The sequence below is a fragment of the Tenacibaculum sp. genome, assembly GCF_048269885.1.
GTDB lineage: Bacteria > Bacteroidota > Bacteroidia > Flavobacteriales > Flavobacteriaceae > Polaribacter.
The window spans coordinates 20,103-34,306 of record NZ_JBLWTZ010000015.1; the positions used below are offsets into that span (position 1 = coordinate 20,103).

A 14,204-nucleotide genomic window follows, 5' to 3' on the forward strand; every position below is an offset into this window, starting at 1 on the left:
TATAATAAATATAAAGGTTTAGGTTTTCGATTATAAACGAAGGGGTAGCAAAGTAAAGGTGTTATAGGGTTTAATAGAGTTGGTAGATAAAACTCTTTGGTATGAAAAAAAATAATTGAATGAAAAGTAGAAACTACTTTGTTTTAAAATCTTTTTCTGCTTCTTTTTTAGCAAGGGTAATTGGTCTTCTAACGTTAATTTTTATTACTCCTTTATTGTTAAAGTATTTCGGGAAGGAGAAATTTGGTATTTGGAGTATTATAATAGGAATTGTTTCTTATTTAAGTTTTGCTGATTTAGGACTTTCAAATGGGCTCTTGAACTATTTGATAAAAAATAAAGAAGATAAAAAAAAGAGACAAGAGTCAATAAAAAGTACTTTTATTTTTTTATCTGTAATAAGCCTAATTATTTTTGGAGTTCTCTCTGTTTTTATTGTTTTTGTAGACTGGAATCAATTACTAAATACGGATATTTTAGAGGTAAGTCCCATTGTTTTTATTGCGACATTTTTTTTCGTGTTGAATATTCCTTTTTCAATAATACAGAAAGTACAATTTGCTTTTTTAAATAATTATATATTTCATTTCTGGGAGTTATTTCAGAAGTTAATAACATTCATTGCATTATTTATTTTAGTAAAAATTAAAGCAGATTTTAAATGGTTTGTAGTAGCTTTTTTTGCTCCGTATATCGTGTCTAATTTATTAAATATCGTTTTTTACTCACTTAGTTGGCCTGAAAGATTTTCTTTTAAAATGATGTTTTCTAAGAATGTTTCTTTTGCATTTAAGATTTTGAAAAATATCTTTTTTACTGGCAGCCAATTCTTATTAATGAATATTGCTTATCTTTTTGGAAGGAGTTTTGATAAAATTATATTAGCTTCATTATCTAGTCCATTGGAAGTTACCAATTATGAGGTTTTGTTAAAACCTTTTGAGTTAAGTAATGTGTTTATTATGATGTTGAGTACAACGCTTTGGCCTGCTTTTGGAGATGCCATAGAAAAGAAAGATAAGATTTGGATTTTTTCTGTCTTAAAAAAGAGCTTGATAATAGTTGGTTTATCTTTTTTTGTTGTGATAGGAAGTATGTTGCTGTTTGGAAATGAAATTTTGTTAATTTGGTTAAAATTTGAAAACAATTTTAATAAAATCAGTTTTATTATAGTAGGTTTGTTAATGATGGTTTTATCAATGTTTAATGTATTGTCATCATATTTGAATGCAGCTAATTATTTGAAATTTCAAATAATTATTTTTAGTGCTTATGCTATAATTTCAATTGGAGCGAAAATTTTAGGATACAAAATATTTGGGTTAAATGGGTTTATATTTTTTAATCTAATAGTTTTTTTGTTTTTAGTCTTTTTACCAAGCTTGATTAAAATAAAAAAAGATTTATGAAAAAAGGGTTGAATTATTTTTTAAGAAAGTTTTTGAAATTATTACCAGACTTTTCTCTACCATATTTGACAACTAAAATATATAGATTGATAGGGTATAATATTCATAAAAGTGTAAGATTGTTTTCTTCGGTTGAAATACTCGGCGAAATTAATTTAAGTATAGGGCATGATACATTTATAGGGGCAAATACCTTTATAAGTGGAGGGGATAGTAATATTTCTATTGGAGAAAAATGTGATATTTCCTCTAATGTTCAAATAATTTCAGGAACACATAAAATTGATTTTAAAGGAGAACGTGTAGCAGGGAAAGGATATTCTAAAGACATTGTAATAGGTGATGGTGTTTGGATTTGTGCTGGAGCTATAATTTTGGGAGGGGTTACTATTGGAGATATGGCAATAATTGCAGCAGGAGCAGTTGTAAATAAAGATGTTGAAGCTTATACTATAGTTGGAGGCAATCCGGCAAGAGAAATTAGAAGATATGTTAGGGAGTAGAAAATTTATTGATTATATTTTTATCTGTTTTATTACTGTTTTTTTGAGTCTTTTGCTAAAAGTAGATCAAAATATTGAAAAAATATATTACCCTGTTATTGTCTTTGTGTTAATTTTTCAGTTAAGAAAGTTTTCGAGATTGAATATTAATTTTAAAGCTTTATTTTTTATTACAATTACAGGGATGAGTATATTATTGAATGATATAGATGAAGTTTTTAATTCAAATATGAGATGGGTTGCTTGGCTTTTAGTTGTTATGCTTTTTGGTCCTCTTATATACAATAAAAGTTTTATTAATTTTCGAGTAAGTGCTTTTTATTGGACATTAAAAGCAATGTCAGTAATAACGATAATATCTTTTTGTTGGTATATAATTGGACTGCCTAATTTAGGTAGAGGAATTTTTACTGGAGCATCATATCACTCGATGCTTTTAGGACCAATTGCGGGAATTTCAGCAGTTTCGTTTTTAATAAACTACTTTTTTAAAACAAATAAAATTAAAAGTTTACTGTTTTTTTCGATTTCTGTGGTTGTTTGTATTTTGACAGCGTCTAGAACTGCATTGTTTTCTTTGATTATAGTTTCAACAGTAGTAACTTATATTAGATACAGGAAGCAGTTATTGTTGTATTCTGCTTTTGCCTTTTCAGTATTATTTGTTTTTCAAGTAATTTTTATTGATCTATCAGAATATTCCAATTTAGCAATATTTGATAGTTTAAAAAATAAATCAGTTAATAATACTCGCCAAGAACATTGGAATAATCGAATATTGGAATTTGAAAAAAGCCCTATAGTTGGTATAGGTTTTGCTTCAATCGACCTAAAAACTAGTGATACTGGATTCAATGTTGAAACTGGAGGAATTGAACCTGGTAGTTCTTGGTTGTCGATATTATCAATGACAGGGTTTTTAGGATGTATTTCGTTTTTTGTTTTTTTGTGGCCTATATATTCAAAAGGCTTTAGTTTAGCTAAAAAACAAGAACCTTTTTCTGTTAAAGTATTTTGCGTTAATATGTTTTTTCTAATAAGTTTTATTTCTGAAGGTTATATTTTTGCCTCAGGCTCTATTTTAGCTTTAGTTTATTGGTTGTCATTAGGCGCGGAGTATAGTTTAGTACAATTAAGTAAGATAAAGAATATATAGTATGGTATTTGTTTTTTTTCAAAGAATTTTATCAATACATTTTGCAGTTTTTTTTAAAGAACTGTCAAAAAATAATGAAGTTTATTTGTTTATAGAAGAAAAACTTTCTGAAGAAAGAAAAAAACAAGGATGGGCTTTACCTGATTATGGAGATACAATAATTAAGTTAAGACATGATTATTCTGAAATAAGTGATTTTATATTAACAAAAGAAAAGCCATATTATGTTTTTTCTGGCATACATAATAGTAATAAGTATAAGAAACTCTTTCAATTTGCGATTAAAAATAGAAGAAGGGTTGGGCTTATGTCAGAACCATATAATGACTTAGGACTTAAAGGGAAACTTAGGTTTTATAGGTCATGGTTACATTATATTAAGTATGGTAGATATGTGAATTTTGTTTTAGGAATAGGAAACTTAGGGTTTAATTGGTATTTAAGAACAGGTTATAAAGAAGAGAAGATTTTTACTTGGGCATATTTCACAAAAAGAAAGGAGGAAATGGAGTTTGTAGAAAAAGAAAGAGGAATGTTTAATCTGATTTTTGTAGGACAACTAATTGAAAGAAAAAGAATTTTAGAATTATTAGAAGTAGTTGTTGGGTTGAAAAACACCAAGATAAAAGTAGTAGGAAATGGAAGGTTAAAAGAAGAGGTAATCAAATATCAGACGAATTACCCTGATAAAATTGAATATATGGGAGTATTAGCTAATGATAAAGTTTTAGATTTAGTTGCTTCTTCCGATTTATTAGTTTTACCAAGTGTTTTTGATGGCTGGGGAGCAATAGTAAATGAATCTATTCAAGTGGGAACTCCAGTGATTTGTACTAAGAATTGTGGAGCAAGTGTTTTGTTGGATGGACAGATTAGAGGAACTAGTTTTAAATGGAGTAAGAATAATTTGAAAGTAGAATTAGTAAAATGGAACAATAAGTTAAAAGTAAAATCAGAAAGAAATCAAATAATAAATTGGAGTGATAACATTTCTGCAAAAAAAGGAGTGAAATATTTTATAGATGTAATTGAATATGTAGAAAATATAAAAGGAGATAAACCTAAAGCTCCTTGGATTTGATATGAAGATACTATTTCCTATAGGTACTTTTTACCCAGCACAATCTGGTGGTCCATCTAATACAGTTTATTGGTTGGCAAAGGCATTAGTGAAAAAAAATATAGAAGTAAGTGTGGTTACAACTTCCAAAGACATTAAAGATTCAAGTTATAAATTTGATGAATGGTTAAATATAGATGGAATAAAAGTATGTTACACAAATAGAAATAAATATCCATTTAAGATATTACATGAATCATTTTCTGAATTAAAAAAAGTAGATATAGTTCATTTGACAAGTTTATTTGATATAATATCATTGCCAATAGCCTTAGCATCGTTGTTTTTTAAGAAGAAAATTATTTGGTCAGTAAGAGGGGAATTAGAGGATTATGCTTTATCTCATAGAAGAAAAAAAGGGAAAAATATTTTTCTAAAAATAATTAGAATGTTTAAAAATAAAATAATTTTTCATTCTACCTCAACTTCAGAAACAAATAATATTATAAGAGTACTAGGAGAAGAAGTATCAATTATTGAGTTACCTAACTACATAGAGTTACCACAAAAGAAAAAAATAGAGTATAAAAAACAGTTACTTTTTGTAGGTAGAATACATAAGATAAAATCAATTCATAATTTAATATATGGATTGTCAATGTCTAATGAGTTTAAGGAAAGTGATTTTTTTTTAAAAATAGCTGGAGTTGGAGATGAAAAGTATAGAGATGAGTTAAATGATATTATAAAGGAAGAAAAATTAGAAAATAAAGTTTTTTTATTAAATAGAAGAGTTGAAGGTGATGAAAAGCAAAGACTTTATGCGGAGAGTTTTTTTAGTTTTTTAGTTTCAGAGTCTGAGAACTTTGGAGCTGTGGTTGTTGAATCAATGGCTCAGGGGACTCCAGTAATAACATCAAAAGGAACCCCATGGAATGAGTTAGAAAAAGAGAAGTCAGGTTTTTGGATAGATAATACACCTGAGAGTATTGCAAGTAAAATTGATGAGGTACTAACTATGGATAAAAAAGAGTACATTGAGATGAGAAGAAAAGCATATTCTCATGTATTGAAAAAATATGATGTAGATAAAAATATTAATAAATGGATTCAGGAGTACAATGTATAAAACAAGATTTAACAACTATAATTTTAACATATAATGAATCCAAACATATTGAGAGATGTATTAATAGTGTAAAAGATATATCTTCAAGAGTTGTTGTGGTAGATTCTTATTCAGATGATGACACGGTAGATATAGCCAAATCGAAAGGAGCTGATGTTTTTCAAAATAAATTTATCAATCAAGCAAAACAATTTCAATGGGCTTTAAATGAATGCGATATTAATACAGAATGGACCATAAAATTAGATGCTGATGAGTATTTGTTAGAAAGCTTAAGAGAAGAATTGGTAATTAAACTTTCTAGGGTAAAGCCAAATGTATCTTTATTGTATCTTAAGTTAAGATTATATTTTATGGGGAAATGGGTGAAGAGAGGTTATTATCCTCTTGTTTTACCTCGGGTTTTTAGAACTAAACATGGATATATGGAGGATAGTTGGATGGACGAGCATATTAGAGTACGTAAAGGAGAAAGTATAATTTTAGAGAATGACTTTGTTGATGAGAATTTAAACACCCTAACTTTTTGGACCCAAAAACATAACAATTATGCAACAAGGGAAGTACTCATAAGACTAAATAATAAATATAAATTTTCTGATGAAATTTTGAAACCAAAATACAGTAGATTAAAAGAGGTATATTTAAAATTTCCTAGATTCATTCGTCCATTTTTTTTATTTAGTTATAGATATTTTTTTAGTTTAGGTTTTCTAGATGGGAGAGAGGGTTTAATATGGCATTTCTTGCAGAGTTTTTGGTATCAGTTTTTAATTGATGCTAAAGAATATCAAATTGAATATATAGCAATAAAAGAAAATAAAGAAATTAAGGAAATAATTTTTGAAGAATTGAACAATGCTTAAGAACAAAACATTATTAATAACAGGTGGTACAGGTTCTTTTGGAACTGCTGTACTTAACAGGTTTTTGCATACAGATCATTTTAAAGAAATACGTATTTTTTCTCGAGACGAGAAAAAACAAGACGACATGCGTAATTTCTACAAAAATGATAAAATAAAATATTATATAGGAGATGTAAGAAACTTACATTCATTAGAGTTAGCAACTCGCGGCGTAGATTATGTTTTTCATGCAGCAGCATTAAAACAAGTGCCCTCTTGCGAGTTTTTTCCTATGGAAGCAGTAAAAACAAATGTAGAAGGAACTCAAAATGTGATACGAGCTGCAGCTGCTAATGGGGTTAAAAAAGTAATTTGTCTATCAACAGATAAAGCAGCATATCCAATCAATGCAATGGGAATTTCCAAAGCAATGATGGAAAAGGTTGCTATAGCAGAAGCAAGGAATTTAAAAGATACAGTGGTATGTTTGACGCGTTATGGAAATGTCATGGCATCGAGAGGTTCGGTAATTCCTTTGTTTTTATCACAAATTCAAAAAGGAGAGTCAATTACGGTAACAGACCCTAATATGTCACGTTTCTTTATGTCATTGGAAGATGCAGTAGATTTGGTGTTGTTTGCCTTTGAGAATGCGAATCCAGGAGATTTATTTGTTAATAAAGCACCTGCAGGAACAATAGAGAACTTAGCTAAAGCTTTAATTGAAATTACTGGTAAAGAAGTGCCTGTAAAAGTAATAGGAACTCGTCATGGAGAGAAACTATATGAAACCTTGTGTACACGTGAAGAAATGATTAAAGCAGAAGATATGGGGGATTTTTATAGAGTGCCGGCAGATAATCGTGATTTGAATTATGCAAAATATTTTTCTGAAGGGGAAGAAGACGTGTCTGCTATAGAAGATTATCATTCGCATAATACCGAACGATTAGATGTAGAAGGAATGAAAGAACTACTTTTAAATTTAGATTACATTAAAGAAAACTTAAATAGCTAATGAAACCTAATTTAATTGAAGGTGGAAAACATGTTGATGAGCGAGGAAAATTAGAATTCTTTAATGAATTTGATATGTCTCCAATTAAGCGGGTATATTTTACGACACATTTTGATACAGATGTGGTTAGAGCTTGGCAAGGACATACTATTGAGAGTCGTTGGTTTTATTGTGTAAGAGGTAGTTTTACTGTAAAATTGGTTGAAATTGATAGTTGGGAATCGCCATCAGATAACTTGAAAGTTTCTGAATATAAATTAACTGAGAATAAACAGCAAATACTTTATATTCCTAAGGGTTTTGCAAATGGCTTTAAAGCCTTAGAAAAAGATGCTAAATTGATGATTTTATCAAATTACGGATTCAATGAAATAGAAAACGATCAAATTCGATTTGATCAAAATAAATGGACCCAATGGGAAAATTAATAAGAGTAGGAATCACAGGACAAGGTGGTTTCATGGGAAGTCATCTATATAATTTTTTAGGAACAAAAGAAGGTATAATAGATCGTATCAATTTTGAAAGAAGTTATTTTGAGAATGAGATAGCACTTCAAAAATTTGTAAAATCATGTGATGTCATTGTTCACATAGCGGCCATGAATCGCCATGAAGATGAGCAGGTAATTTATAATACAAATGTAGGTTTAGTTCAGAAGTTAATAGCTTCTTGTGAAGCTACCAACTCAATACCAAAAATTATTTTTTCATCTTCTACACAAGAAGAAAGAGATAATTTGTATGGTAAGTCAAAAAGAGATGGAAGACAATTATTAGAAAGTTGGGCATCGAAAACAGGAGCTGAGGTAACGTCGTTACTTATTCCAAATGTATTTGGTCCCTTTGGGAAGCCAAATTACAATTCCTTCATTGCAACTTTTTGTTATAAAATAATAAATAATGAAACTCCAACCATTATTAATGATAGCTTGGTAAACTTGATATATATTAATGAGCTATCGGAGGTTTTTCATAACAAAATTATTTCTAAAGAAAAGCAAACTATAAAATCTTTGGTTGTGCCTCATACTTCGTCAAGAAAAGTCTCTGAAATATTAGAGTTACTAAAAGAGTTCAAAGTGCAATATGTTGATAATGGTCAAGTACCAAAAGTAGATTTACATTCGTTTGAATTAGATTTATTCAATACATTTACTAGTTTTATACCGAAAGCATATTTCCCAAGAAAGTTTACGAAACATTCAGATAATCGTGGTGCTTTTGTAGAAATTATGCGAGCAGGAACCGCTGGACAGTCATCCTATTCAACAACAGTACCTGGTATTACACGTGGAAATCATTATCATACAAGAAAGGTAGAGCGTTTTGCTGTTATTAGTGGGAAAGCATCTATAAAACTAAGAAAAATTGACTCGGAAGAGGTAATTGAGTATATACTAGATGGAACTGAACCTGCCTATGTTGATATGCCAATTTGGTATACACATAACATTACAAATATTGGTGAGACAGAATTAATAACCTTGTTTTGGATTAATGAGCCATACAATCCAGCAGATGCTGATACATATTTTGTAGAAGTATAGTTAGTTAATAGAGAGAAGAGGTTAGTTATTAGTGAAAAAGTAATTAGTAGAATGAAAACACATAAAGATTTAATTGTTTAGCAACAAGCGCTTAATTTTGTGACTACCATTTATACGATTACAAATAGCTATCCAGAAAGTGAGAAGTTTGGTTTGATAAATCAAATCAGAAGATCAGCAGTTTCTATACCATCAAATATTGCTGAATGGGCTGCTAGAAATCATAGTAAAGGATTTATTCAATTTTTATATATAGCTTTGTCAAGTGTATCAGAGCTAGATACACAAATTAGAATATCAGAAAATTTAGAATTTTAAATAAAATAGATTCAAAAGAATTATTGGAAGAATTAGAAGGTATTTCAAAAATGATACAAGGTTTTTGATTTGGTCTGTAAAAAATACCAATCACTAATTACCAATTATGAATCACTAGTCACTAATGAAAAAATTAAAAGTAGTAACGGTTGTTGGAACACGACCAGAAATTATTAGGTTATCATGTACCTTAATTGCATTAGATAAGAATGAAGCAATAGAGCATGTATTAGTACATACAGGACAAAATTACGATTACGAGCTAAACGAAATCTTTTTTGAAGATTTAGGATTGCGCAAGCCTGATTATTTCTTAGAAGCAGCTGGAAAAAATGCAACAGAAACTGTTGGAAATATTTTAATAAAAATAGATCCAATTTTAGAAAAAGAAAATCCAGATGCATTTTTGGTCTTAGGAGATACCAATTCTTGTTTGTGTGCTATTCCTGCTAAAAAACGTAAAATTCCTGTGTTTCATATGGAAGCAGGAAACCGTTGTTTTGATCAAAGAGTTCCCGAAGAAACCAACCGTAAAATTGTAGATCATGTTGCGGATATTAATTTGACATATAGCTCTATTGCAAGAGAATATCTATTAAGAGAAGGATTATCACCTGATAGAGTGATTAAAACAGGAAGCCCAATGTATGAAGTATTGCATAAGTTTTTACCTAAAATTGAAGCTTCTAATGTGTTAGAAAAACTAGGATTAGAAAAGCATAAATTCTTTGTAGTATCATCACATAGAGAAGAAAATATTAGCAATCCAAAAAACTTTAAAGGATTAATAGACTCTCTGAATCAAATAGCAGAAACTTATGATTATCCAATTATTGTTTCTACACATCCAAGAACAAGAAATATGTTGGATAGTAAAGAGGTAAAAACACACAAAAATATTCAGTTTTTAAAGCCACTTGGTTTTTCAGATTACAATGCGTTACAAATGCACTCCTTTGCAGTGTTATCTGATTCTGGAACTATTTCGGAAGAATCATCGATATTGAATTTTCCTGCATTGAATATTCGTGAGGCTCATGAGCGTCCAGAAGCAATGGAAGAAACATCTGTAATGATGGTAGGATTAAATCCAGAGCGTATAATGCAAGGGTTAGTAGCTTTAGATGTTCAAGAAAGAAGTCCTAAAAGAAATTTTAGAGAAGTATATGATTATTCTATGCCAAATGTAAGTGAGAAAATGGTAAGAATTATTCTTTCCTATACAGATTATGTAAAAAGAGTAGTTTGGAGTGAGTAAAGTTTTAATACATAGTTTAGTATTTAACCCAGATGGTGTTTCAACAGCGTATTTATATAATGATATTGCAACTAAGCTTAAGGTGTCAGGGTTTGATGTTGTTGTGTATACAACAACCCCTCACTATAATTATCAAAAAAGTGATGATGAAAAAAAACTATTTAAAAAGAAGTTTTTAGGGTTGTTTTATGTTAGTGATTATAAAGGGATACCTGTAAACCACATTAATCAAAAGAAGTATAAAAATACTTTTAAAAGATTACTGGGGTTTGTCTTTTTCCATATAATGTCTTTTTTTCTGATTCTTTTTGAGAAAAATGTAAAAGTAATCTTATCTCCTTCACCTCCTTTGACGTTAGGTTTTTTAAATGTCATATTAGGAAAATTAAAAGGAGCAAAAGTTATCTACAATGTACAAGAAATATATCCTGATTTACTAATATCAAATGGAGGGTTGAAGTCTAATACATTGATAAAACTGTTAAAGAGAATGGAAAGTTTTGTTTATAATTTTTCAAATGCAGTAACGACAATAGATAACATATTTTACGAAACAATAATGACTAGGTTTAAAGATAGAAGCAAGCTTAGTATTATTCCTAATTTTGTAGATACAGAACTATATAAACCAATAGATATAGAAAGTAATGATTTAAGTGATACGGATTTTCCTAATACAGATGATGTCAAATTAATGTATGCGGGGAATATTGGATTAGCTCAAGAATGGGATACTCTAATAAGACTAGCTATAGAGTTAAAGGATGAGAAATTTAGTTTTTTTGTAATAGGAGATGGAGCTTTAAAAGAAAAAATAATAAAGGCTAAAATAGACCATAAATTAAATAAGTTATACATTCTTCCTTATCAAGAAAGAAAAAAGATACCTAAGTTACTAGCCTATTCTGATATTCAATTTATATTTATGAATCCAAGGTTAGATGCTCATGGCTTCCCTTCTAAGGTATATACAATAATGGCATGTGGTAAACCAATGCTAATAGCATCGAGTTCAAACACTCCAATTGTTAATTTTTTAATTGATAAAAATTGTTCGTTTATATCAAATGAAACAGATAGCTCGAAAAGAGTTCATGATTTTGCAAGATTTTTAAGAAAATCAAGTAAAACAGATTTACAAGAGATGGGAGAAAGGGGAGTTGAAGTTGTTAAACAATCTTATTCGAAAGAAGTTGTAACATCTCAATATGTAAATTTGGTAAAGAAACTTTTAGAATAGATGGATGTGCTAGTTACAGGTATAACGGGGTTTGTAGGTGTTAATTTAAAAAAATACCTTGAGGGCGAGTATTCCTTAATTGGGGTTTCTAGAAAGGCTAATGGTAGTTTACGACCTTATCAAGAGATTGATAAGATTATTTCATTAAATACAAAAGCTTTCATTCACTTGGCAGGTAAAGCCCATGATGTAAAAAATACAACAAAAGAAAAAGAATATTTTGAGGTAAATACAGAGTTAACTAAAAAACTATTTGATAAGTTTTTAGAAAGTAATAGTGAAACATTTATTTTTATGAGTTCTGTAAAAGCTGTTGCTGATGAGGTAGAAACAGAACTTATAGAGGAAGTTATTCCCAACCCTATAACAGCTTATGGAAAATCTAAGATAGCTGCTGAAGAATATATTTTAAGCAAAACATTTCCAAATAATAAACGAGTATACATTTTAAGACCTTGCATGATTCACGGCCCAAATAATAAAGGAAACCTAAATTTATTATACAATTTTGTTAGTAAAGGTATTCCTTATCCATTTGGAAGGTTTAAAAACCAACGTTCTTTTGTGTCGGTTGAAAATTTGTGTTTTGTAATTAAGAAATTATTAGAGAAAAATGATATTCCATCAGGTGTGTATAATGTAGCAGATGATGATTCTCTATCAACAAATGAATTGGTGAAAGTAATAAGTGTTGGAGCCGATAAAAAAGTAAGGATAATTAATACACCGAAACCACTCATCAATCTGTTAGCTAAACTTGGAGACATAATACCTTTTCCAATTAATTCAGAAAGAGTTCAAAAATTAACAGAGAATTATGTGGTTTCTAACAAAAAAATAAAAAGTGCTTTAGGAATTGATGAGTTTCCATTGAGTACTAGAGAAGGAATAATAAAAACAATTAAAAGCTTTACGGAATAATTATGATACGATTTTTTGATTTTATATTCTCGTTATTTGGAATATTAGTTTTATGGCCTATAGGCTTAATGGTTTACATTTTAGGCCTTTTTGATACTGGATCGCCAATTTTTAAGCAAGAAAGGGTGGGGAAAAATCAAAAGCCATTTACCCTATTGAAATATCGAACTATGGGTGTGAATACAAAATCTGTGGCAACTCATTTGGCAAATAGTAGTTCTGTTACCAAGTTAGGATCTTTTTTAAGAAAATCTAAATTAGATGAGTTACCTCAGTTAATTAATGTGTTAAAGGGGGATATGAGTTTAGTAGGTCCAAGACCCAATCTTTTTAATCAAAAAGAGTTGATTGAAGAAAGGGATAAAAGAAGGGTTTATGATTTTTTGCCTGGAATAACAGGTTTGGCTCAAATAAACGAAATAGATATGTCTACTCCTAAAAAATTAGCAGAGGTTGATGCTGAAATGTTAGAGTCGCTAACAATAAAAAAATATTTTCAATTTATTTTTGCTACAGTTGGTGGTAAAGGAGCTGGAGATAGAATAAAAAATTAGCAATGAAAAAAATACTAGTAACAGGCGGTTTAGGTTTTATTGGTTCACATGTGGTGGTTGAGTTACAAAACGCAGGTTTTGATGTGGTGATTATTGATGATTTATCGAATTCAAAAATAGAAGTGTTAGATCAAATCACGGAGATTACCAATGTTAAACCGGATTTTCATCAAATAGATTTACGAGATAAAGAGACTGTACACAACTTTTTCAATGAAAACGTAATTGATGGAGTGATACACTTTGCAGCTTTTAAAGCAGTAGGCGAAAGTGTGCAAAAACCGTTGGATTATTATGAAAATAATATTAACGCCTTAGTGTATCTGTTACAAGAAATGAAAGATCGAAACATTGATCATTTTATCTTCAGTTCGTCGTGTACTGTATATGGACAAGCAGATGAGTTGCCAATTACTGAACAGGTACCTATTAAACCAGCAGAGTCTCCTTATGGGAATACCAAACAAATAGGAGAGGAGATTATAAAAGATAGTTGTAAGGCGTATAATATGAATGCCATAGCTTTGCGATACTTTAATCCTATAGGAGCACATAAATCTGTAAAAATTGGAGAATTACCATTAGGAGTTCCTCAAAATTTGATTCCATTTATCACACAAACAGCGGTAGGAATTAGAGAGAAATTAGCAGTTTTTGGAGATGATTATCCAACTCCAGACGGGACAGCCATTCGTGATTATATTCATGTAGTTGATTTAGCAAAAGCGCATGTAAAAGCTTTGGAACGTTTATTGAATAAAGAAAATGAAGAAAATTTCGAATTTTTTAATGTAGGTACAGGAAAAGGAAGCTCTGTAATGGAGATTATAAAAACTTTTGAAAAGGTTACCCAACAATCGTTAAATTATAAAATAACTGATAGAAGAGAAGGGGATATTACAGCGGCGTATGCAGATACTACAAAAGCTAATAAAGTATTAGGTTGGAAACCTCAAGAGACACTAGAAGAAGCGTTGCTTTCAGCTTGGAAATGGCAACAAAAACAGTAATAATAAGAAACTTGTCATTTCGACTGTAGGGAGAAACCTTTAGGTTTAGTGTAGTTAAATCTTAAAGTTGTGAGTTACTCCTTTTAATAAGATTTCTCACATTCGTTATCATTCAGTTCGAAATGACTTTTTGTTTGTTATTTTGATTGAAAGGAGAGAATTTCTTTTTCAAAGAATAGGATGCAAAAGCTTCGAGATTCAGGCGTGAAACGCCGCGAAGGTTTGCGTACG

At 29.7% G+C, this 14,204-nt stretch carries 15 protein-coding genes; all 15 read left to right on the forward strand.

Annotated elements, in window-relative coordinates:
- The first annotated feature begins 119 nt into the window (after positions 1 to 119).
- The 15 genes from ACN0WY_RS11995 to galE all read left to right on the forward strand — a co-directional run bounded on the left by ACN0WY_RS11995 (position 120) and on the right by galE (position 13,973).
- Positions 120 to 1,409: an oligosaccharide flippase family protein gene (locus ACN0WY_RS11995; protein WP_417800493.1), complete on the forward strand. Its 1,290-nt coding sequence runs from the start codon at positions 120 to 122 to the stop codon at positions 1,407 to 1,409.
- Complete coding sequence (locus ACN0WY_RS12000; protein ID WP_417800494.1) at positions 1,406 to 1,912, forward strand: acyltransferase; 507 nt, start codon at positions 1,406 to 1,408, stop codon at positions 1,910 to 1,912. Before ACN0WY_RS11995 ends, ACN0WY_RS12000 begins: the two co-directional genes overlap by 4 nt.
- Before the next feature lie 139 nt (positions 1,913 to 2,051).
- Positions 2,052 to 3,068, forward strand: coding sequence for an O-antigen ligase family protein (locus ACN0WY_RS12005; protein ID WP_417800495.1), 1,017 nt, complete (start codon positions 2,052 to 2,054; stop codon positions 3,066 to 3,068).
- Between the two features lies 1 nt (position 3,069).
- On the forward strand, positions 3,070 to 4,149 hold the full coding sequence (locus tag ACN0WY_RS12010; protein ID WP_417800496.1) for a glycosyltransferase family 4 protein: 1,080 nt from the start codon (positions 3,070 to 3,072) through the stop codon (positions 4,147 to 4,149).
- 1 nt (position 4,150) lies between these two features.
- On the forward strand, positions 4,151 to 5,257 hold the full coding sequence (locus ACN0WY_RS12015; protein WP_417800497.1) for a glycosyltransferase family 4 protein: 1,107 nt from the start codon (positions 4,151 to 4,153) through the stop codon (positions 5,255 to 5,257).
- Positions 5,233 to 6,123 carry a glycosyltransferase family 2 protein gene (locus tag ACN0WY_RS12020; protein WP_417800498.1) on the forward strand — a complete coding sequence of 297 codons (891 nt, stop codon included), beginning with the start codon at positions 5,233 to 5,235 and terminating at the stop codon, positions 6,121 to 6,123. The genes ACN0WY_RS12015 and ACN0WY_RS12020 overlap by 25 nt, the downstream gene beginning before the upstream one ends.
- Positions 6,116 to 7,123 carry a polysaccharide biosynthesis protein gene (locus ACN0WY_RS12025; RefSeq protein ID WP_417800499.1) on the forward strand — a complete coding sequence of 336 codons (1,008 nt, stop codon included), beginning with the start codon at positions 6,116 to 6,118 and terminating at the stop codon, positions 7,121 to 7,123. The genes ACN0WY_RS12020 and ACN0WY_RS12025 overlap by 8 nt, the downstream gene beginning before the upstream one ends.
- A complete protein-coding gene (locus tag ACN0WY_RS12030) occupies positions 7,123 to 7,551 on the forward strand; it encodes a dTDP-4-dehydrorhamnose 3,5-epimerase family protein (protein WP_417800500.1) in 429 nt (142 codons plus the stop codon). The genes ACN0WY_RS12025 and ACN0WY_RS12030 overlap by 1 nt, the downstream gene beginning before the upstream one ends.
- Positions 7,539 to 8,672: an NAD-dependent epimerase/dehydratase family protein gene (locus ACN0WY_RS12035; RefSeq protein ID WP_417800501.1), complete on the forward strand. Its 1,134-nt coding sequence runs from the start codon at positions 7,539 to 7,541 to the stop codon at positions 8,670 to 8,672. Before ACN0WY_RS12030 ends, ACN0WY_RS12035 begins: the two co-directional genes overlap by 13 nt.
- A 99-nt stretch (positions 8,673 to 8,771) precedes the next feature.
- On the forward strand, positions 8,772 to 8,990 hold the full coding sequence (locus ACN0WY_RS12040) for a four helix bundle protein (protein ID WP_208638717.1): 219 nt from the start codon (positions 8,772 to 8,774) through the stop codon (positions 8,988 to 8,990).
- Between the two features lie 124 nt (positions 8,991 to 9,114).
- Entirely contained in the window at positions 9,115 to 10,248 is a 1,134-nt protein-coding gene (wecB, locus tag ACN0WY_RS12045; RefSeq protein ID WP_417800502.1) for a non-hydrolyzing UDP-N-acetylglucosamine 2-epimerase, read from the forward strand.
- A complete protein-coding gene (locus ACN0WY_RS12050) occupies positions 10,241 to 11,488 on the forward strand; it encodes a glycosyltransferase family 4 protein (RefSeq protein ID WP_417800503.1) in 1,248 nt (415 codons plus the stop codon). Before wecB ends, ACN0WY_RS12050 begins: the two co-directional genes overlap by 8 nt.
- Positions 11,489 to 12,409 (forward strand): NAD-dependent epimerase/dehydratase family protein, encoded by a 921-nt coding sequence (locus tag ACN0WY_RS12055; RefSeq protein WP_417800504.1) that lies wholly within the window; start codon positions 11,489 to 11,491, stop codon positions 12,407 to 12,409. It abuts the gene before it with no gap.
- A 2-nt stretch (positions 12,410 to 12,411) separates the two neighbouring features.
- The gene (locus ACN0WY_RS12060) at positions 12,412 to 12,963 is read left to right on the forward strand and encodes a sugar transferase (protein WP_417800505.1); all 552 of its coding nucleotides are present in this window, start codon (positions 12,412 to 12,414) and stop codon (positions 12,961 to 12,963) included.
- Positions 12,964 to 12,965: 2 nt separating this feature from the next.
- Positions 12,966 to 13,973, forward strand: a complete 1,008-nt coding sequence (galE, locus tag ACN0WY_RS12065) for a UDP-glucose 4-epimerase GalE (protein ID WP_417800506.1) — start codon at positions 12,966 to 12,968, stop codon at positions 13,971 to 13,973.
- The last annotated feature ends 231 nt before the right edge of the window (positions 13,974 to 14,204 follow it).

Coding starts and splice junctions, on each gene's coding strand:
- ACN0WY_RS12000 (WP_417800494.1), top strand. CDS start 1,406: ATGAAAAAAGGGTTGAATTATTTTTTAAGAAAGTTTTTGAAATTATTA.
- ACN0WY_RS12025 (WP_417800499.1), top strand. CDS start 6,116: ATGCTTAAGAACAAAACATTATTAATAACAGGTGGTACAGGTTCTTTT.
- galE (WP_417800506.1), top strand. CDS start 12,966: ATGAAAAAAATACTAGTAACAGGCGGTTTAGGTTTTATTGGTTCACAT.
- ACN0WY_RS12020 (WP_417800498.1), top strand. CDS start 5,233: ATGGATTCAGGAGTACAATGTATAAAACAAGATTTAACAACTATAATT.
- ACN0WY_RS12015 (WP_417800497.1), top strand. CDS start 4,151: ATGAAGATACTATTTCCTATAGGTACTTTTTACCCAGCACAATCTGGT.
- ACN0WY_RS11995 (WP_417800493.1), top strand. CDS start 120: ATGAAAAGTAGAAACTACTTTGTTTTAAAATCTTTTTCTGCTTCTTTT.
- wecB (WP_417800502.1), top strand. CDS start 9,115: ATGAAAAAATTAAAAGTAGTAACGGTTGTTGGAACACGACCAGAAATT.
- ACN0WY_RS12010 (WP_417800496.1), top strand. CDS start 3,070: ATGGTATTTGTTTTTTTTCAAAGAATTTTATCAATACATTTTGCAGTT.
- ACN0WY_RS12035 (WP_417800501.1), top strand. CDS start 7,539: ATGGGAAAATTAATAAGAGTAGGAATCACAGGACAAGGTGGTTTCATG.
- ACN0WY_RS12060 (WP_417800505.1), top strand. CDS start 12,412: ATGATACGATTTTTTGATTTTATATTCTCGTTATTTGGAATATTAGTT.
- ACN0WY_RS12055 (WP_417800504.1), top strand. CDS start 11,489: ATGGATGTGCTAGTTACAGGTATAACGGGGTTTGTAGGTGTTAATTTA.
- ACN0WY_RS12030 (WP_417800500.1), top strand. CDS start 7,123: ATGAAACCTAATTTAATTGAAGGTGGAAAACATGTTGATGAGCGAGGA.